Below are 18,389 nucleotides of genomic sequence, written 5' to 3' on the forward strand. Positions count from 1 at the left end.
AGGGAGCAGTCCGGCGTCCGCCGCCGGGCGCACGGGCCGGATGAGCCGCCGCACGGGTCGGCGGCGGTGCGGATCAGCCGACGCCCGGGGGCAGCCGGCCCTCGCCGCGGTCGTCCGCGTGCGGGTCCTCGGCCACGGGCGCGGTGAGGTGCGTCTCGGCGTCGCGCGGCCCGGCGCCGCCGGCGACGTGGCCGGCCTCCTCCGCCGCGATGTTCTCCGCGGACCCGACGGGGAGCGAGGACGCGTCGACCTCGTCGGCCGCCCGCAGCTCGTCGTGGGCGCGGTCGATGGCCTCCTCGAGCTCGTCGACGAGGAGGTCCTCGCGCAGGAAGTGGCGGAGCCGGTAGCCGGCGCGGCCGACCATGTGGGCGGAGATCGGGGCCGTGAGCATCTGGAACAGGAGGACGGGCACGAGGATCGCCGCGGTGCTGAGGCTCTGCGACTGGAGGGCGAGCGCGAGGAGGACGAGGATCACGCCGAGGATCTGCGGCTTGGTCGCGGCGTGCATGCGCGCCAGCGGGTCCGGGAAGCGGAGGAGGCCGACGCCCGCGGCGACCGAGAGCACGCCGCCGAGGATCAGGAGCACGAGGCTCACGAGGTCGAGGGCGTCGGCCAGGGGGCCGGACGCGAGCACGCCGTTCACGAGGGGTCCTGCTTCGAGACGTAGCGGGCGACGGCCACGGTCGCGAGGAACGCCGTCATGGCGAGCACGAGCATCACCGGGACCGTGCGGGTGTGCCCGTTGTGGATCATCTCGGCGCCGAGCACGCAGATGAGGGTGGTGAGCAGCACGTCGGACGCGATGATCCGGTCGAGGATGCTCGGGCCGCGCACGATGCGCACGAGCGCCATCGCGGCGGCCGAGAAGAACAGCGCGCCGACGATGACGTAGCCGACCTGCATGACGATGCTCACGCGAGCTCCTCCCCCGTGGTCGAGATGAGACCGGCCTCGAGGTCGCGGTCGCGCATCAGCTCGTGCGCGCGCTGCTTCCGGCTCTGCAGGAGCGGCTCCCGGCCGGACTCGCGGCGCTCGCGGTTGACGCGCCAGATGTCGTCGGCGGTGCCGAGCGTGAAGACGATCCGGCTCTCCACCTGCAGCGTCGCCTGCCGGACGTGCTCCACCTGCTCCGGCGTGGACGTGCCGAGCGCGTGCAGGTACAGGATCGAGCGCTCGCGGTCGGCCTCGACCACGATCGAGCCGGGGACGAGCGAGACGAGCTCGGCCGTGAGGGTCATGACGAAGTCGCTGCGCGTGTGCAGGTGCACCGCGATGACCGAGTTGACCGGGACCCCGCGCCAGTCGAACGCCTGCACCGCCACCTGGTACGACGCGCGGACGAGGTCGACCGCGAAGTGCGCGAGGAGGATCGCCGCCCACCGGATGTCGAACCGGCCCGACAGCTCCACGGGCGGCAGGTAGAAGACGCGCGTCACGAGCAGCGCGAGCACGACGCCGGTGAGCACCGAGATGACCGTGACGTGGCCCCAGAGGAGGAGCCAGAGGATCACGAGCCAGACGAGGAGCGGCAGCTGCACCAGCAGGGACAGGCGCTCCGCCCGGGCGCGGGCGCGGCGCGGGCTCACCGGACGCCTCCCGGGAACACGGTCTCCACGTAGCCCTGCTCGCCGGAGCCGACGCCGGACCCGGGGCCCGTGAGGCTCTCGCCCGCGCGCTCCGAGAGGGCGTAGACGGGACCCGCGAACACCGTGAGCGCCACGCTGACCACCACCATGCCGGCCGTCGCGCCGGTCATGAGCACGGGCGTCTTCCGCACGGTCGTGGTGGCCTCGCCGCCCGGGCGCTCGGAGAGCTGGTCGAGCAGGGGCGACTCGTAGTCCTCGACCTCCTCGGCACCGCGCCAGAACGCCATGTTCCAGACGCGCGCGAGGGCGTAGAGCGTGAGGAGGCTCGTGGCCGCGCCCGCCGCGATGACGGCGTAGGTGAGCCAGCCGCCGACCTCGGCGCCCGCGCCGAACAGCGCGACCTTGCCGATGAAGCCGGAGAAGGGCGGGATGCCGCCGAGGTTGAGCGCGGGGATGAAGAAGAGGATCGCCATGACCGGCGCGGCCTTCAGCAGCCCGCCCAGCCGGTTGATCGAGGTGCTGCCGCCCGTGCGCTCGATGAGCCCGGAGGCGAGGAAGAGCGTCGTCTGCACCACGATGTGGTGGATCACGTAGTAGATGGTCGCCGTCATGCCGGCCACGGTGTTGAGCGCGATGCCGAAGACCATGTAGCCGATGTGGCTGACGAGCGTGAACGACAGCAGCCGCTTGATGTCGGCCTGCGCGACCGCGCCGAGGATGCCGATCACCATCGTGAGCGCCGCCACCACCATGAGCGCCGTGGACAGCTGGTCGGTCGGGAACATGACCGTCTCGGTGCGGAGGATCGCGTAGACGCCGACCTTGGTGAGGAGCCCCGCGAACACCGCGGTGACGGGCGCGGGCGCCGTCGGGTAGGAGTCCGGCAGCCAGAACGACAGCGGGAAGACGGCCGCCTTGATGCCGAACGCGACGAGCAGCATGATGTGCAGGATCAGCTGCACGTCCGGCGGGATCTCGTCGAGCCGCACCGAGATCTGCGCGATGTTCACGGTGCCGAGCGCGCCGTAGATCATGGCGATGGACGCGAGGAACAGCATCGACGAGACGAGGCTCACGACGATGTATGTGACCCCCGCGCGGATGCGCGCCTCGGTGCCGCCGAGGGTCAGCAGCACGTAGCTCGCCACGAGGAGGATCTCGAACCCGACGTAGAGGTTGAAGAGGTCGCCCGCGACGAAGGCGTTGAAGACGCCGGCCGCGAGGATCAGGTACGTCGGGTTGAAGATCGACACGGGCGTCTCGCCGTCGCCGTCCTCGAGGCCCTGGCCGATCGAGAACATGAGGACCGCGAGCAGCACGATCGACGAGATCAGCAGCATGAGGGCCGACAGCCGGTCGACGACGAGGACGATGCCGAACGGCGCCGCCCACCCGCCGACCTCGACGGACTGGCCGCCCTGCTGGTCCACCAGCACGAGCAGCACGGCGCTGATCGCGACCACGATGACGAGCGCCAGCACCGAGACGGCGACCTGCAGGCGACGCTGGCGCGCGGCCACGAGCGCGGCGGCCGCGCCGAGGAGCGGCACGAGCACGACGAGCGGGATGAGGGACTGGAAGATCGTCACCGGTCGTCCTCCTTCCCCTGCTCGGCGTTCCCCTGCTCGGCGCGCCTCGTGCGGAAGTCGCGGTCGTCGTCGTCGTCGGCCGAGTCGTCGATGGCCTCCTCCAGGTCGGAGCGGTTGTCGCGGAGCTTCCGGGCGGAGGCGATCGCGGCCTCGGCGTTGGTGCCGAACTCGGTGTCGTCGTCGTCGGGGACGGTCGGCTCCTCGCCGAGGCCCGTGCGGGGGCCGCGCATCGCGAGGTCGTCCTCGTCGTCCGTGACGACGTCGGCGTTCGCCAGGCGCCAGGAGCGGTAGATGAGGGCCATGAGGAAGGCGGAGACGCCGAAGGTGATCACGATGGCCGTGAGGATGAGCGCCTGCGGCAGCGGGTCGGCGTACTCCGACGGGTCGACGTCCGGGTCGTAGATGGGGGCGAGGCCCACGCGCCCGGACATGATGAGGATGAGGATGTTGGTGGCGTTGCCGACGAGCAGGAACCCGAGGAGCACGCGCGTCATGCTGCGTTCGAGCATGAGGTAGATGCCCGTCGCGTACAGCGAGGCCATGATCACGATGAGGGTGAGGGAGACGCTCATACGCGCACCCCCTGCTCGGTCTCCATGCCGTCCGCCTCCTGCTCGACCGTGCGGTCGCTCTCCTCCTGGCGGTCGACCTCGGCGCCGAGGCTCCGCAGGACATCGAGCGTCAGGCCGACGACTACGAGGTAGACGCCGACGTCGAAGAAGGTGCTGGTGACGAACTCGACGTGCCCCAGGAACGGGACCTCGGTGTCGATCCACGTGGAGGTCAGCGCGTCGGCGCCGATCACCAGCGGCAGCGCCGCCGTGCCGACCGCGAAGACGAGGCCCGTGCCGAGCACCCGTCCCGCGTCCACCGGGGCCGCGGCGCCGAGCTCGTAGCGCCCGCCGGCGAGGTAGCGCGCGACGAGGGCCATGCCCGCGAGGAGGCCGCCCGCGAAGCCGCCGCCCGGCAGGTTGTGGCCGGCGAACAGCAGGTAGACGGACACGACGATGAGGCTGTGGAAGAGGAGCCGGACCACGACCTCGAGGAGGATCGAGCGGTTCTGCGGCGCGAGCGTGCGGCCGGCGAGGAGCCAGGGGCTGCGCTCCTCGCGACGGGCGTCCTTGATGGCCTCGCGCGCGTCCATGCGCGGCCCGTCGAGGCCGTGCTCGACTTCGAGCGCAGCGCCGGCCGAGGCGTCCGACGGCGCGCGTCGCCCGGACAGCCGCGCGAGGAGGCTGCGTCGCGACGGCGCGGTGAGGCGCGGCAGGTTGTCCGTGCGGCGGTTGAGGAAGATGAGGCTCGCGACGCCCGTGGCCGCGACGATGAGCACCGAGATCTCGCCCATGGTGTCCCAGCCGCGGAGGTCCACGAGCGTGACGTTGACGACGTTGCTGCCATGGCCCTGCTCGTAGGCGAGGCGCGGGAACTCCAGGGAGATGGGATCCGCGACCCGGGCCCCGAGGGCGACGACCGCGACGGTGGACATGAGGGCCGCGACCGCGATCCCGATGGCCGCGCGCCACACCGGGTGCACCGAGCGGTTCCGCTCCCCCAGCCGCACGGGCAGGCGGCGGAGCACCAGGACGAAGGCGACCAGCGTGATCGTCTCGATGAGGACCTGGGTGAGCGCGAGGTCGGGCGCGCCGTGCAGGGCGAAGAGGGCGGCCATGCCGTAGCCGGTGACGCCCACGAGCACGACGGCCTGGAAGCGCTTGCCGGCGCGGGCGGCGGCCGCGGCGGCCACGATCATCACGACGCCGATCACGGGCTGCGCGGGGTGGTCGAAGGGCACGGCGGTGGTGGGCCACGAGCGGTTGAGCGCGAGCGCGGACCCCACCGAGCCGATGAGCACGAGCAGGATCACGCCGAGGTAGAACGGCAGCGAGCCGCGCTGCGTGGTGGCCGTGGTGCGCGCCGCGACCCGGTCGATGAGGCGCATGGACGCCCAGTAGATGCGGGCCGCGTCGATCCAGGCCGGGACCCGCGACTGCAGCGCGAAGACCCCCTCGCGGAGGCGGAACAGGGCGAGGCCGACGACGAGCGTGCCGGCGGAGATGAGCAGTGCGGGCTCCAGGCCGTGCCAGAGCGCGAGGTGGTACGTGTGGTCCGGCTCGCCCGAGGCCCCGGAGCTCACGGCCGGGAGGGTGTCGGCGTAGCCGGCGATCCAGCCGTCGACGCTCGACGCGAGGAACCCGAGCACGAGGCCGGCGGCGGCCAGCACGGCCGGCGGCACGAGGAAGTCGAGGTGCTCGTGCACGGGCTGGACCTCGTCCACGCCGCGCTTGCGGGCGAAGGCGCCCCACATGAAGCGGGCGCTGTAGGCGACGGTGAGGCACGAGCCGAGCGAGACGCCGACGAGCGCGACCCAGCCGAGTCCCCCGCCGAGCTCGGCGTCGAGGAGCAGAGCCGACAGCACGGCCTCCTTGGCCACGAAGCCGAGGAAGGGCGGCAGGCCCGCCATCGACGCGAGCGCCAGGGCCGTGATGACCGCGAGCACGGGCGCCTTCCGCCCGAGTCCGCTGATCTTGCGGAGGTCGCGCGTGCCCGCCCGGTGGTCCACGACGCCGACCACGAGGAAGAGCGTCGCCTTGAAGAGCGCGTGCGCGAGGAGGAGCGCGACGCCCGCGAGCGCGGCGTCGCGCGTGCCGTAGCCGACGACGACGGTCAGGAACCCGAGCTGGCTCACCGTCCCGTAGGCGAGGACGAGCTTCAGGTCCATCTGCTTGAGCGCGCGCCAGCCGCCCACGAGCATCGTCGCGACGCCGAGGGAGACGAGGAGCACGCGCCACCCGGGCACGTCCGCGTAGCCGGGCGCGAGGCGGGCGATGAGGTAGATGCCGGCCTTCACCATCGCTGCGGCGTGCAGGTACGCGCTCACCGGGGTCGGCGCGGCCATGGCGGCCGGCAGCCAGAAGTGGAAGGGGACGAGGGCGGACTTCGAGAGCGCGCCGAGGAGGACCAGGACGACCGCGACGGGGATGAGCGGGCCGCCGGGCGGGTCCGCCACGAGCGCGGCGAGGCTCGTCGTGCCGCCCGCCGCCGCGAGGATCACGAGGCCGACCAGCATCGCCAGCCCGCCCGCCGTCGTGACGAGGAGAGCCTGCAGCGCGGCGCCGCGGCTGGCCTTCCGACCCGTGTAGTGGCCGATCAGCAGGTACGAGAGGACGCTCGTGGCCTCCCAGAAGGTGAAGAGGACGAACACGTCGTCGGCGAGGACGAGGCCGTACATGACGCCCGCGAAGGCGAGCAGCAGGCCCGCGAACCGGCCGAGCCCCTCCTCGCTGGAGCGGAAGTAGCGCGCGCAGTAGAGGAGGACGAGGGCGCCGACGCCCGTGACGACGAGCGACAGGATCCAGGACAGGGCGTCCATGCGCATGTCGAGGGTGATGCCGAGCGACGGGATCCACTCGAGGCGCTCGACGACCTCGCCGTCGGGCAGCACGGCCGGCCCCTGCGCGACCGTGTACGCGAAGGCCGCGGCGGGCACGAGGGCGGCGACCACGAACGCGCGGACGCCCATGACCCGGGCGAGGAGCGGGAGGACGACGGAGGCGACCAGGAACACCGCGAGGAGGACGATCACGTGCGGTCTCCTCTCGCGAGTCGGCTATCCCCCCAGTCTACCTGGGCCCTCCCTGAGAGGTCCGGGCGGGGCGTCGGGTTCAGTCCGGGCGGACGACCGGCTCGGCGCGGAGGTCCGCGAGCACCTGCAGCACGCGGGCGACGTCGTGCGGTCCGTCGACGCGGAAGTCGGCCGCCGTCGCGCCCGACCCGCTCTTGAGGCCGAGGTCGCCGGCCTGGAGCGCGGCGAACGCGTCCTCGTCGGTGACGTCGTCGCCCGCGTAGAAGACCGCAGTCGCCTCGGCGTACCGGCGCAGGTGCTCGACCGCCTCGCCCTTGGTGGCCTGGCGGATGCTGAACTCGAGCACGTCCTTGCCCGAGCGCACCTTGAGGCCGTCGACCTCCGCGTGCGCCTCCTGCGTCGCGACGAGGTGCGCGATGCGGCTGTGCTTCTCGGTGGCGAGGCGCGTGTGCAGGGCGAAGCCCGCGGGCTTCTCCTCGATCCAGACCTCGTCGAGCGAGTCGGCGACCTGGCCGAGCACGTCGGAGAGGACCCCGCGCTGCGCGAGCTCGCCCTCGTCGAGCACGAGCTCGACGTCGTCGCTGTCGAGGCGGATCTCCACGCCGTGCGATCCGACGAGCAGCACCTCGTCCGGCAGGTCGGCCACGGCCTCGAGGCTCCGGAGCGCCCGGCCCGAGACCAGCGCGACGCGCGTCTCCGGCAGGGCCAGCAGCGCGAGCACGGCCGCGCGGGCCTCGGGGACCGCGCGCGCCTTCTCGGGGTCGTCGACCTCGGGCGCGAGCGTGCCGTCGAAGTCGAGCGCCACCAGCAGGCGCGGGGTGCGCGCGAGCTCGGTGAGCGCCTCGAACAGCCGCCCCGGGAAGCCGCGGCCGCCCTTCGCCTGGATGTCGGTGGTGAGCTCGGCCACGCGGTCTACCAGCCCTCGTCCATGAGCGGCTCGACGACCTCTTCGTCGGGCCCCTCGTGGATCGAGGCGGCGTGCGTGCGGCCGAGGTCGGCGAGGAACGCGCTCGACCAGGCCGCGACGTCGTTCTCGAAGACGCGCTTGCGGAGCGAGCGCATGCGCTTGCGCTGCTCGGCCCTCGGCATCTCGATGGCGCGGAGGATCGCCTCCTTGAGGCCCTCGATGTCGTGCGGGTTGACGAGGAGCGCGGCCTTCAGCTCGTCCGCGGCGCCCGCGAACTCGCTCAGCACGAGCACGCCCTCGTTCGAGTGCTTCGTGGCGACGTACTCCTTGGCGACCAGGTTCATGCCGTCGCGGAGGGCGGTGACGAGCATCACGTCGGCCGCGAGGCACAGCGCGACCATCTCCTCCTTCGGGTACCCGTGGTGCAGGTAGCTGATGGCGGTGTGGCTGATGGAGCCGTAGTCGCCGTTGATGCGGCCGACCGTGAGCTCGATCTCGTCCCGCAGCTGGCGGTACGTCTCGACGCGCTCCCGGCTGGGGCTCGCGACCTGCACGAGCGTCGCGTCCTCCACCTTCACGCGGCCCTCGGCGAGGAGCTCGCCGAACGCCTTCAGACGGTGGCCGATGCCCTTCGTGTAGTCGAGCCGGTCGACCCCCAGGAGGATCGTCTCCGGGTCGCCGAGGTCGGCGCGGATCTGGCGGGCGCGCTCCTGGACGGCCGGGTCCTTGGCCATCTCCTCGTAGCTGCGCGCGTCGATGGAGATCGGGTAGTGCTTGGCCACGACCGGGCGCGTGCGGAGCTCGCGCACGGGCTTCGACGGCTTGGTGCCGGGGACGGTGAGCGCGATGCCGCCGCGCACGGGCACGTCGACGGTGGTCCCGCGCGTCGTGTACCCGAAGAGCCGGCGGACGGCGCGCGTGAAGTTGCCGGCGTCGGCGACCCGCTGGAAGCCGATGACGTCGGCGCCGAGGAGGCCCTCGATGATCTGCGTGCGCCACGGCAGCTGCGAGTAGATGCCGTAGGGCGGGAACGGGATGTGGTTGAAGAAGCCGATGGTGAGGTCGGGCCGCTGCTCGCGGAGCATCTTCGGCACGAGCTGCAGCTGGTAGTCCTGTACCCAGACGGTGGCGCCGGGAGCCGCGGCCTTCGCGGCCGCGTCGGCGAACCGCTGGTTGACCTTGACGTAGGTGTCCCACCACTCCCGGTGGTAGCTCGGCTGCGCGATGACGTCGTGGTAGAGCGGCCACAGCGTGTCGTTCGAGAAGCCCTCGTAGTACTCGGCGAGGTCCTGCTCGCTGAGCGTGACGGGGATGATCGAGATGCCGTCGTCGACGAAGGGCTCGACGTCGTGGTCGGCGATGCCCGGCCAGCCGACCCACGCGCCCTCGTTGGCGCGCATGACGGGCTCGAGGGCCGTGACCAGGCCGCCCGGCGAGTGCCGCCAGGAGGTGGAGCCGTCGGCGGCGACCACGCGGTCGACGGGGAGGCGGTTGGAGACGACGACCAGGTCGTAGGCGCCGGGCTCGACGTCGGGGACGCCGCTCGCGTCGGCGGTCGTCGGCTCGGTCGCGGAGGGCGTGGATGAGGGTGGCGGAGTCACGGTTCCCGTCTCGGTTGCGCAGAGCTCTGTCGTACCTGCTCGGTGGGTCGAGGCTACCAGTCCGCCGGTGCCGCGACCGGGGGCGGCGGGACCCCCGGCGTCACATGCGGAGGACGGCCCGCGCCGCGTCGTGCAGCGCGTCGCCGTAGGACGGGCCGTGCGACGCGGCGTGCACGGCGAGCGGATGCAGCTGGTGAAGCGGCACGCGGACCTGCCAGCCGGGCGCGAGGGAGCCGGTCTCCGCGTAGGCGCCGAGGATCAGGTCGAGGCCCGGGCAGCCGAAGAGCGCGAGCATGGCGAGGTCGGTCTCCCGGTGGCCGCCGTGCGCGGCCGGGTCGATGAGGACCGCCCCGTCGGCCGTCCACTGCACGTTGCCGGACCACAGGTCGCCGTGGATCCGCGCGGGCGGCGCGTCGTCGTCGAACCGGCCGTCGGCGGCGGCCGCGCACGCGCGCTCCACGTCGGCGGCCTGCGCGGGCGTCGCGTGGCCGGCGTCGACCGCCCGGCGCAGGTACGGCAGCACGCGCTCGCGGGCGTACCAGGCACCCCACCCCTCTTCCGGGTCGCCGTCGCCCGCGCCCCGGACCGACAGCGGCTGCCGCCCGATGAACGCGGGTCCGTCGAGGCCGGCGGGCGGGGATCCGAACGCGGGAGCGCCGGCGGCGTGCGTCGCGGCGAGCGCCGTGCCGAACGCCCGGGCCGCCTCGCGCGTGGGCCGCGCGGGGACCAGGCGCTCGAGGTCGATGCGGCCGGGCGCGACCGCGCGCACGCGGACCACGCGCGCTCCCCCGGCCAGCTCCGCCTCGGCCAGCCAGGCGAGGCCCGCGGCCTCGGCCTCGAAGAACCCGCGCGGGGCGTCCGCGCGCTCCTTCCGGTACGCATCCCCGCCGTCGTGCCCGCCCGATGCCGCAGCCGTCATGCCCGTGCCCCTCCCGTCGCGGTCGGCGCGCCGCCGTCCCGTCGCCTCCACCCTGCCTCCCCGCGGCCGGGCCGCTGTCCGCGTCGCGCATCCGACACGCGCCGGACCGCCCGCGTACCCCGTGCGCTCAGCGGCGCCGGGTACGCTCGCCGACGTGATCCGTGTCGGAATGAGCACGACCTGCGTATACCCCCAGCCCGTCGCCGCCGCCTTCTCCATGGCGAGGCGCGCGGGCTTCGACGGCGTCGAGATCATGGTGACGAACGACGAGGTCACCCAGGACGCCGCGGCCCTCCGCGCGCTGTCGGAGGAGCACGGGCTGCCGATCCTCTCCATCCACGCGCCGGTCCTGCTGCTCACGCACTTCGTGTGGGGGCGGGATCCGCAGGTGAAGCTGGAGAGGTCCGCCGAGCTCGCGCACGCGGTCGGCGCGCCCGCCGTCGTCGTCCACCCGCCGTTCCGCTGGCAGGCCGGGTACGCCGAGTCGTTCCTCGACATCGTGCGCTCCATCCAGACGTCGACCGGCGTCGAGATCGCCGTCGAGAACATGTTCCCGTGGCAGGTCGCCGGACGCAGCATGAAGGCGTACGCGCCCGGCTGGGATCCCACCGCCATGGACTGCGACGCCACGACGCTCGACTTCTCCCACGCCTCGCTCTCCGGCCAGGACGCCCTCGAGATGGCCAAGGCCCTCGGCCCGCGCCTGCGCCACGTGCACCTGTGCGACGGATCCGGCTCGCAGGACGACGGCCGCGTCTTCGACGAGCACCTCCTCCCGGGCCGCGGCACGCAGCCCGTCGCGGAGACGCTCCGCTGGCTCGCCGAGCAGGGCTGGCAGGGGGGCGTCGTCGCCGAGGTCAACACCCGCAAGGCCAAGACCGAGGAGCAGCGGCTCGCCATGCTCATCGAGACCCGCGAGTTCGCGCAGCGGCAGCTCCGGCTCGACACCGCGCCGGAGAGGACGCCCGTGGCGCCGCCCGCGGTCTCCGGGTACCAGCGGCTCCGGACGGCTCTGCGTCGCGAGCGGTGACCCGCGCCCCAGGCGCACGCGGTTGGATGGGCGGAGGGGAACGCCCCCGCACATGATCGACGTCGCGCGAGGCCCCGCCCGCCCGGCGTCGGGACCGGAGACACCATGAGCACCACCGTGCACCTCGAGATCCAGGTCGACGGGAGCCGCCTCGGCGACGTCGCCGACGTCCTCGCCGAGACCCTGCAGGCCACCCGCGCCTTCGCGGGCAACGAGGGCCTCGAGGTCCTCGTCGACGACGCCGACCCCGCCCGCATGATCGTCGTCGAGCAGTGGGCGTCCACCGCCGACCACGACGCCTACGTCGCCTGGCGCGCCACCCCGGAGGGCGCGGCGCGCCTCGGCGAGGTGCTCGCGGCACCGCCCGTGACCCGCGTCTTCAGCGGCCGCATCGCGCTCGCGCTGTAGCGCGCCGCCGGACGCACGACGAGGGCCGCCCGGATCACCGGGCGGCCCTCGTCGTCGATGCGGTCGTCCCGCGGGTCACACGGCGACGGCCACCGACGACGGCGCCGCGCCGGGCACCAGCCCGAGGCTCCGCGCCCGGCGCGAGCGACGGGTCACGAGGTACGACACCGCGAGGCTCAGCAGCAGGAACACCGCGAGGACTCCCGCCGACCCCCAGGCGACGCCCGGGGCGCCGCCCGCGATGATCGCCTGCATGCCCGCGACCGCGTGGGTCAGCGGCAGGAACGGGCTGATGGCCTGGAACGGCCCGGCCACCAGCTGGAGCGGGATCACGCCGCCCATGGCCGCCGCCTGCAGGGCCAGCAGGATCAGCGACACCACGAGGCCCGTGCGCCCGAGCGCCTGCCGGAGCAGGTAGTGGATCGCCGTGAAGGCCGCCGCGGTCACCGCCGCGAAGCCGAGGGTGGCGGGCAGCAGCGCGAGCGACAGCCCGAGCGCCGCGTGCACCAGCGCGACGAGGAGCACGACCTGCGCGAGGGCGATCAGGCCGGCGCGCGCGAGCACGCGGCCCATCACGCGGCCCGTCGCGGCCGAGGACGCGAGCAGCCGGCGCGCGGCCGGACGCAGTACGAGGAACGTCGCGAAGGCGCCGAGCCACAGGCCGACGGGCACGAAGATCGCCGCGACGGCGTCGCCCGGACTGCCGATCTCGTTCTCGCGCTCGACCGTGAGGCCGACCGGGTCGGCGACGACGCCCGAGGCGGAGGAGGCCTGGTCGGCGTCGAGCGACGGGATCTGCTCCGCCCCCTGCGTGAGGCCGGTGCCGAGCTCGGTCGCGCCCGAGGAGAGCGCGTCGGCGCCCGTGGCGAGGTCGCCCGCGCCGGTGGCCGCGCCGGTCGCGCCGGCGCGGAGCTGGCCGAGGCCGTCGCCCAGCTGGCGCGCGCCGGAGACGAGGGCGCCGCCGTTCGCCGCGAGCTGCGACGCGCCGGACGCGCTCTGGCCGATGCCCTGCTGCACGCCCTGGATCCCGGCCGCGGCCTGCGTCGCGAGGGTCCTGCCCTGCGCGGCGTACTGGTCGAGGCCCTGCTCGAGCGGCTGGAGCTGCGCGGCGAGCGGCGCGGTCTGCGGGTCGGCGGCGAGCTGCTGCCGGATCCCCGCGACCTGCTGGGCGATCTGCCCGGCCCCGCCCGCGTACTGCCCGACCCCGTCGGACACCTGCGACAGCCCGGCGGCCCCCTCCTGCAGCCGGTCGAGCCCGGAGGAGAGCTGCCCGACGCCGCCCGTGTACGTGCCGAGGCCGTCGGCGAGCTGCGACGCGCCCTGCTCGGACTGGCCGAGGCCGTCGCCGAGCTGCGTGATCCCGTCGCCGAGCTGCGTCGCGCCTGAGGAGAGCTGGGTCGCGCCGTCGGCGAGCTGGTCGGCGCCCGCGCCGGCATCGGTGAGCGAGCCCTTGAGGCTGCCGAAGGTCGTGTAGATGCCGGAGACGAACTGGGACGTGATCGCGTTGCCGAAGACGCTCGTCATGCCGACGCCCACGGCCTGCGTCGCCGCGCCCGTCAGGTAGCCGTGCGCGTCGTCGGTCTCCACGGTGATCTGCGCCCGCTCGGGCGCGTCCGTCGACAGCGACACGATCGACGCGGAGAAGTCCTCCGGCACGGTCAGCACCGCGTAGACCTCGCCGTCGTCGAGCATGCGCCGCGCCTCGTCCGCGTTCGTGATGGTCCAGTCGAAGGCCTGGTTGTCGTCGGAGGTCAGCTGCGTGACGAGCAGGCGGCCGGCGAGGACGGGCGACTCGGTGCCGTCCGGCGCCGTCTGCTGGACCATCTCGTCCTGGTTGACGATGGCGGCCGGCACCCGCTCGACGCCCGTCGCGACGTCGGAGAGGGAGCCGATGAAGAGGCCGGCGACCGCGAGGGGCACGATCGCCACGAGGGCGACGGCGAGCCGGCGGCGTACGGAGCGGGTGGTCATCGGCGGGTCTCCTTGCCGGTCGTCATGGGCTGGTCGGTGTCGGTGTCGGGGGCGGCGTCGTCCGCGCCGAGGCGGAGGCGCACGGTGGGGCGGCCCGGGATCCCGTGGTCGTCCGGGAACCACGGCGCGCCCAGCAGGACGGTCGTGCTCTCGTGGACGAGCGCGGGCAGGGCCCGGAGGAACGCCCGCTCGGCGGCGGCGTCCGGGAACGGGTCCACCACGTCGAGCACGAGCACGGGGGCCCGGCCGGACGCGGCGACCGCGGTGAGGGCGATGGCGCGCTCCAGCGGCAGGAGCGATCCGACGGGGTCGTCGGCGTCGATGCGCCGCGCTCCCGCCGCGTCGGCCGCCGCGTCGATGCGCGCGAGCCACTCGGCCTGCCGCGCGCGGGCGCCGCGACGGCGGCCCATCGGCTCCGACAGGTCGATGCGCTCGGCGAGGAGGTCCCCCACCGTGACGCCGGAGTCGACGCGGTCGACGCGGCCGAGGTCGGCCATCGCGACGCTCGTGAGGACGCGGCCGGCCTCGGAGGCGAGCGGGTGGCCGGCGACGTGCGCGCGGCCGGACAGCGGCGCGAGCCGGGCCCCGAGCGTGGCGCCGAGGAGCCGGCGGTCGGCGACGTCGCCCTCCACGAGCACGAGGGATCCGGCCGGCGCGACGAGGTCGACCGGCGCGAGCCGGCGCCCGGGCACGCCGACGACGAGCCGCTCGGCCGCGACGGCGGTGCCCGACGCGCGCGCCCAGTCGACGTCGTCCTGGTGCTCGCGGAGGCCCTCGCCCTCGATGTCGACGTCGGGGAGGATCCGGTCGAGCCAGCGCGGGATCCACCACGCGCGCTTCCCGAGCAGCGCCATGGCGGCGGGCACGAGGGTCATGCGCACGAGGAACGCGTCGAAGAAGATGCCGACGGCGAGCCCGAGCGCGATGGTCTTGATCACGCCCGCGCCCTCGGGCACGAAGGCCGCGAAGACGAAGAACATGATGAGCGCGGCCGCCGTGACCACGCGGGCGGCGCCCGAGAAGCCCGTGACGATGGCGCGCCGCGCGTCGCCGTGGTGCACGAAGTCCTCGCGCATGCCCGAGACGAGGAAGACCTCGTAGTCCATGGCGAGCCCGAACAGGATCGCCATGAGCAGGATCGGCATGAAGCTGAGGATGGGGCCGGGCGTCACGCCGAGGACGTCCGCGAACAGGCCGTCCTGGAAGATCAGGACGACCGTCCCGAACGAGACGATGACGCTCAGCAGGAAGCCGACCGCGGCCTTCACCGGGACGAAGACCGACCGGAACACGATCATCAGCAGGATGATCGACAGCCCCACGACCACGACGCCGAACGGCACGAGGGCCTGGTCGAGCCGCTGCGAGATGTCGTTCTGCACGGCGGTCGTGCCCGTGACGGAGACGCGCGTGTCGTAGCGGTCGTCCAGGCCCGGCGCGAGGTCGCGGATCGACTGCATGAGGGCCGTGGTCGCCGCCGACTCGGGCGGGCTGTCCGGCACGACCTGGATGATCGCGGTGTCCACGGAGGGGTTCGGCGTGCCGGCGCCCACGAACGCGACGTCGTCGAGCCCGCGGATCTCGTCCCCGATGTCCCCCAGCACCCCGATCGGGTCAGTGGTCTGCGTGATGTCGACGAGGACGACGAGCGGGCCGTTGTGGGCCGGGGCCGAACGCGTCCGAGACGGTGTCGTACGCGACGCGGCTGGTGGATCCCTCGGGGTCGGTCGCGCCGCTCGGCAGCCCGAGCTGCAGCTGCGAGGCGGGCACGGCGAGCAGCCCGGCGATGCCGATGACGATCACGACGGGGATGATCGGCACCTTCGTGACGATCGCGACCCAGCGCGCCCCGAGGGTCCGCTGCGTCCCGGCGGCCTGCGCGGTCGCGCGGCGGGCGGCACGCGAGCCCTCCTTCGGCCGCAGGCGCTCGCCCGCGAAGCCGAGCATCGCGGGCAGCAGCGTCGTCGCGACGCCCATGGCGAGCAGCACGGCGAACGCGGCGCCGAGGCCCATGACGGTGAGGAACGGGATCTGCACCACGAGGAGACCGAGCAGCGCGATGATCACCGTGACGCCCGCGAAGATGACGGCGCTGCCGGCGGTCGCGACCGCGGTCGCCGCCGAGCGCTCCACCGGCATGCCGTTCGCGAGCTGGGTGCGGTTGCCGCATGAGGATGAAGAGGGCGTAGTCGATGCCGACCGCGAGGCCGATCATCACGGCGAGCAGCGGCGACGCGCTCGACACCGTGACGAAGCGGGCCGCCGCGAGCAGGGCCCCCGCCGACGCCGCGACGCCCACGAGCGCGCCGATGAGAGGCAGGCCCGCCGCGAGCAGCGACCCGAAGGTGAGCACGAGCACGAGGCCCGCGAAGAGCACGCCGAACGCCTCCGTGACCGTCACGCCGTAGTGGATGTCCTGGAACACCTGCCCGCCGAACGACACCGTCAGCCCGGCGTCGGTCGCCGCCTGCGCGGACTCCCTGAGCGCGTCGAGCGTGGCTTCCGTCACCTGGTCGCTCTGCCCCGAGAACTGCACGGTCGTGATCGCCACGGCGCCGTCCTCGGAGACCGCGTCGGTCGCGTACTCGGAGAAGGGCGACAGCGCCGTCTCCACGCCCGGGACCTCGCCGGCGGCCGTCGCGGTCGCCTCGATGGCGGCCCGCTCGGCCTCGTCGCCCACCTGGGAACCGGACGGCGCCTCGGTCACGATCTGCGCGCTCGCGCCCGCGGCCTGCGGGAACACGGCGGCGAGCCGGTCGATGGCCTCCTGCGACTCCGTGCCGGGGATGGCGAACGCCTCCTGCGTCTTCCCGCCGAGCGCGAGGCCGCCGCCGAGCAGGATGCCGAGGACGAGGATCCACGCGGCGACGACGCGCCACGGGTGCAGGAACGAGATCCGGCCGAGCCGGTACAGAAGCGTTGCCATGGGCGGGGGCTCTCCTTGCGAGGGGGATTGCGGGGTCAGGCGGTGCGGGTGCCGAGGGGAGCGAGCAGCTCCCCCACGACCACGACGAGAGCGGCCCTGATCTCGTCGTCGGGGAGGGGCTCGTTGGTGGACCAGTCGTCGCTGGCGGCGAGGATGTACGCCGCCCCGCCGAGCGCCACGCCGAAGCGCAGCTGGTCGAGGGTGCTGTCCAGCGCGCCGGCGGTCTCGCCGAGCCGGCGGACGAGGTCGTTGGCCCGCTCGATCACGGCGAGGTGCCCGAGCGAGCGGCCCTGCGTGATGAAGAGCGCGACCTCGTGCCGGTGCAGCAGCAGGAAGTCGATGAAGCGCTCGACGAACGCGCGTCGCGCCCCGGCGTCGCCGCGGATGGAGTCGGCCTGCTCGATGACCTCGGCGAGCGCGTCGATCGTCGGCTCGAGGAGGGCGTCGAGCAGCGCCTCCTTGGAGGCGAAGTGGTAGAGCACGCTCGACTTCGAGTAGCCGGCCTCGTCCGCGATCTGCTGCAGCGAGGTCGCCTGGAACCCGTCCCGGGCGAAGCGGGCCGCCGCGATGGGGCGCAGCTCGGCGCCGGCGGATGCGCGGGGGGTCCTGGTCACGGATGGAGCCTACGCTGACCGAGCGGTCAGTACCTGACTGATCGGTCAGATGCCCGGGGGCTTGACAGGGAGGGGCTCCGCGGTCACCGCGTGAGCACGAACGCGAGCATCGCGAGGCCGACCGTGAGCGGGGCCACCACGAGGCCGAGCAGCACGTAGCGCGACCACCTGATGTGCACCCCCATGCTCACGAGCCGCTCGTGCCAGAGCAGCGTCGCGAGCGACGCCCACGGCGTGATGAGCGGGCCGGCGTTGACGCCCACGAGGATCGCGACGAGCCGCTCCGGGGATCCCGCCACCGGTTCGAGCGCCAGGTACGCCGGGAGGTTGTCGACCGCGTTGGCGCTCAGCGTCGCGACGCCGGCGAGGCGGAACAGCGCCTGGGCGTCCTGTCCCTGGCCCGACACCGCGGCCATGACGGCGGTGAGCCCGAGCGACTGCGCGGCCTCCATGACGACGAACAGGCCCGACGCGAACACCACGAGCTGCCACGGCAGGAGCCCGAGCCGGAGCACGCGCGGGCGCCGGACGGCCGTCAGGACCGCGAGGACCACGGCCGCGGCGAGCGCCGGGATCCACACCTCGACGCCCGAGACGAGCGCCGGCACCAGGAGGCCCACCACCACGGCGCTGCCGACGAGCAGCACGCGGTCCGTGGGCGCGGTGGGCGCCCCGACCTCGTAGCGCGTGAAGAGGTCCTTCCGGTGGATCACGAGGATCGCGAGCATGGGCACCGCGATGGCGACGAGCGCCGGGGCGACCGTGAGCGCCGCGAACCCGGCCGGGCCCAGCCCGCCGAGCTCGTGCTCCGCGAGCAGGTTCGTGAGGTTCGAGACGGGGAGGAGGAGCGACGCCGTGTTCGCGAGCCACACCGTGGTCAGCGCGAACGGGAGCGGCGGCAGACCGCAGTGCCGCGCGAGCACGACGACCACGGGCGTGAGCAGCACCGCCGTGGTGTCGAGCGACAGGAACACGGTGCAGAGGCACGCGAGCAGGACGGTCGCGAGCCAGAGGGCCCAGGTGCGCCCGCGGCCGAGGCCGGCCGCCCGCTCGGCGATCCAGGTGAACAGGCCCGCCTCGCTGGCGAGCTCGGTGACCACCGTGATGGCGACCACGAAGAGGAGGATCGGCCAGACCCGCTCGCACAGCACCCCGAGGTCGTCGAGCGGGAGGGCTCCGGTGGCCACGGCGACGGCGCCGACGACGAGGAGCACCGCCCCGATGAGGGCTGTGCGCACGGGCGCCTCCTGTCTGA

16 protein-coding genes and 1 pseudogene are annotated in these 18,389 nt (G+C 73.7%); 2 read left to right on the plus strand and 15 right to left on the minus strand.

The genetic code is table 11. The features are described from left to right. Positions 1-73: 73 nt before the first annotated feature. The 9 genes from mnhG to QFZ62_RS05235 form a co-directional block, all read right to left on the minus strand. A complete protein-coding gene (mnhG, locus tag QFZ62_RS05195; RefSeq protein WP_307502572.1) occupies positions 74-643 on the minus strand; it encodes a monovalent cation/H(+) antiporter subunit G in 570 nt (189 codons plus the stop codon). Then, a complete protein-coding gene (locus tag QFZ62_RS05200; RefSeq protein WP_043670558.1) occupies positions 640-915 on the minus strand; it encodes a monovalent cation/H+ antiporter complex subunit F in 276 nt (91 codons plus the stop codon). The genes mnhG and QFZ62_RS05200 overlap by 4 nt, the downstream gene beginning before the upstream one ends. Further along, positions 912-1,586, minus strand: a complete 675-nt coding sequence (locus QFZ62_RS05205; RefSeq protein WP_307502578.1) for a Na+/H+ antiporter subunit E — start codon at positions 1,584-1,586, stop codon at positions 912-914. Before QFZ62_RS05205 ends, QFZ62_RS05200 begins: the two co-directional genes overlap by 4 nt. Then, the gene (locus QFZ62_RS05210; protein ID WP_307502581.1) at positions 1,583-3,175 is read right to left on the minus strand and encodes a Na+/H+ antiporter subunit D; all 1,593 of its coding nucleotides are present in this window, start codon (positions 3,173-3,175) and stop codon (positions 1,583-1,585) included. Before QFZ62_RS05210 ends, QFZ62_RS05205 begins: the two co-directional genes overlap by 4 nt. Beyond that, the gene (locus QFZ62_RS05215; protein ID WP_307502583.1) at positions 3,172-3,747 is read right to left on the minus strand and encodes a Na(+)/H(+) antiporter subunit C; all 576 of its coding nucleotides are present in this window, start codon (positions 3,745-3,747) and stop codon (positions 3,172-3,174) included. Before QFZ62_RS05215 ends, QFZ62_RS05210 begins: the two co-directional genes overlap by 4 nt. Beyond that, positions 3,744-6,758, minus strand: coding sequence for a Na+/H+ antiporter subunit A (locus QFZ62_RS05220; protein ID WP_307502585.1), 3,015 nt, complete (start codon positions 6,756-6,758; stop codon positions 3,744-3,746). Before QFZ62_RS05220 ends, QFZ62_RS05215 begins: the two co-directional genes overlap by 4 nt. Positions 6,759-6,837: 79 nt before the next feature. Next, positions 6,838-7,665: a trehalose-phosphatase gene (gene otsB / locus QFZ62_RS05225; RefSeq protein ID WP_307502588.1), complete on the minus strand. Its 828-nt coding sequence runs from the start codon at positions 7,663-7,665 to the stop codon at positions 6,838-6,840. A gap of 5 nt (positions 7,666-7,670) precedes the next feature. Next, positions 7,671-9,266: a trehalose-6-phosphate synthase gene (locus QFZ62_RS05230; protein WP_307502590.1), complete on the minus strand. Its 1,596-nt coding sequence runs from the start codon at positions 9,264-9,266 to the stop codon at positions 7,671-7,673. Between the two features lie 100 nt (positions 9,267-9,366). Beyond that, positions 9,367-10,185, minus strand: a complete 819-nt coding sequence (locus QFZ62_RS05235) for a fructosamine kinase family protein (protein WP_307502592.1) — start codon at positions 10,183-10,185, stop codon at positions 9,367-9,369. A 154-nt stretch (positions 10,186-10,339) separates the two neighbouring features. On the opposite strand from QFZ62_RS05235, the gene QFZ62_RS05240 reads away from it, so the two are divergent. Continuing rightward, positions 10,340-11,215 (plus strand): sugar phosphate isomerase/epimerase, encoded by an 876-nt coding sequence (locus QFZ62_RS05240; RefSeq protein ID WP_307502595.1) that lies wholly within the window; start codon positions 10,340-10,342, stop codon positions 11,213-11,215. Between the two features lie 105 nt (positions 11,216-11,320). Continuing rightward, complete coding sequence (locus QFZ62_RS05245; protein WP_307502597.1) at positions 11,321-11,623, plus strand: putative quinol monooxygenase; 303 nt, start codon at positions 11,321-11,323, stop codon at positions 11,621-11,623. Positions 11,624-11,698: 75 nt separating this feature from the next. On the opposite strand, the gene QFZ62_RS05250 is transcribed toward QFZ62_RS05245, so the two are convergent. The 6 genes and pseudogenes from QFZ62_RS05250 to QFZ62_RS05275 form a co-directional block, all read right to left on the minus strand. Next, entirely contained in the window at positions 11,699-13,594 is a 1,896-nt protein-coding gene (locus tag QFZ62_RS05250; RefSeq protein WP_307502601.1) for a YhgE/Pip family protein, read from the minus strand. Next, on the minus strand, positions 13,591-15,198 hold the full coding sequence (locus tag QFZ62_RS05255; RefSeq protein WP_307502603.1) for an MMPL family transporter: 1,608 nt from the start codon (positions 15,196-15,198) through the stop codon (positions 13,591-13,593). Before QFZ62_RS05255 ends, QFZ62_RS05250 begins: the two co-directional genes overlap by 4 nt. Positions 15,199-15,208: 10 nt before the next feature. Continuing rightward, positions 15,209-15,733, minus strand: a complete 525-nt coding sequence (locus QFZ62_RS05260) for an MMPL family transporter (protein WP_307502606.1) — start codon at positions 15,731-15,733, stop codon at positions 15,209-15,211. An 85-nt stretch (positions 15,734-15,818) separates the two neighbouring features. Further along, positions 15,819-16,520, minus strand: a pseudogene (locus tag QFZ62_RS05265) (MMPL family transporter); the annotation flags it as partial. 35 nt (positions 16,521-16,555) lie between these two features. Beyond that, a complete protein-coding gene (locus tag QFZ62_RS05270) occupies positions 16,556-17,134 on the minus strand; it encodes a TetR/AcrR family transcriptional regulator (RefSeq protein ID WP_307502608.1) in 579 nt (192 codons plus the stop codon). A gap of 83 nt (positions 17,135-17,217) precedes the next feature. Beyond that, positions 17,218-18,372 carry an SLC13 family permease gene (locus QFZ62_RS05275; RefSeq protein ID WP_307502610.1) on the minus strand — a complete coding sequence of 385 codons (1,155 nt, stop codon included), beginning with the start codon at positions 18,370-18,372 and terminating at the stop codon, positions 17,218-17,220. Positions 18,373-18,389: the final 17 nt, after the last annotated feature.

It is taken from the genome of Clavibacter sp. B3I6, from assembly GCF_030816895.1.
In the GTDB taxonomy this organism is placed as follows: domain Bacteria; phylum Actinomycetota; class Actinomycetes; order Actinomycetales; family Microbacteriaceae; genus Clavibacter.

Excerpts from the sequence above, each read along its gene's own strand:
- QFZ62_RS05215 (WP_307502583.1), bottom strand. The coding sequence starts at position 3,747 with ATGAGCGTCTCCCTCACCCTCATCGTGATCATGGCCTCGCTGTACGCG.
- QFZ62_RS05235 (WP_307502592.1), bottom strand. The coding sequence starts at position 10,185 with ATGACGGCTGCGGCATCGGGCGGGCACGACGGCGGGGATGCGTACCGG.
- QFZ62_RS05245 (WP_307502597.1), top strand. The coding sequence starts at position 11,321 with ATGAGCACCACCGTGCACCTCGAGATCCAGGTCGACGGGAGCCGCCTC.
- QFZ62_RS05250 (WP_307502601.1), bottom strand. The coding sequence starts at position 13,594 with ATGACCACCCGCTCCGTACGCCGCCGGCTCGCCGTCGCCCTCGTGGCG.
- QFZ62_RS05260 (WP_307502606.1), bottom strand. The coding sequence starts at position 15,733 with ATGCCGGTGGAGCGCTCGGCGGCGACCGCGGTCGCGACCGCCGGCAGC.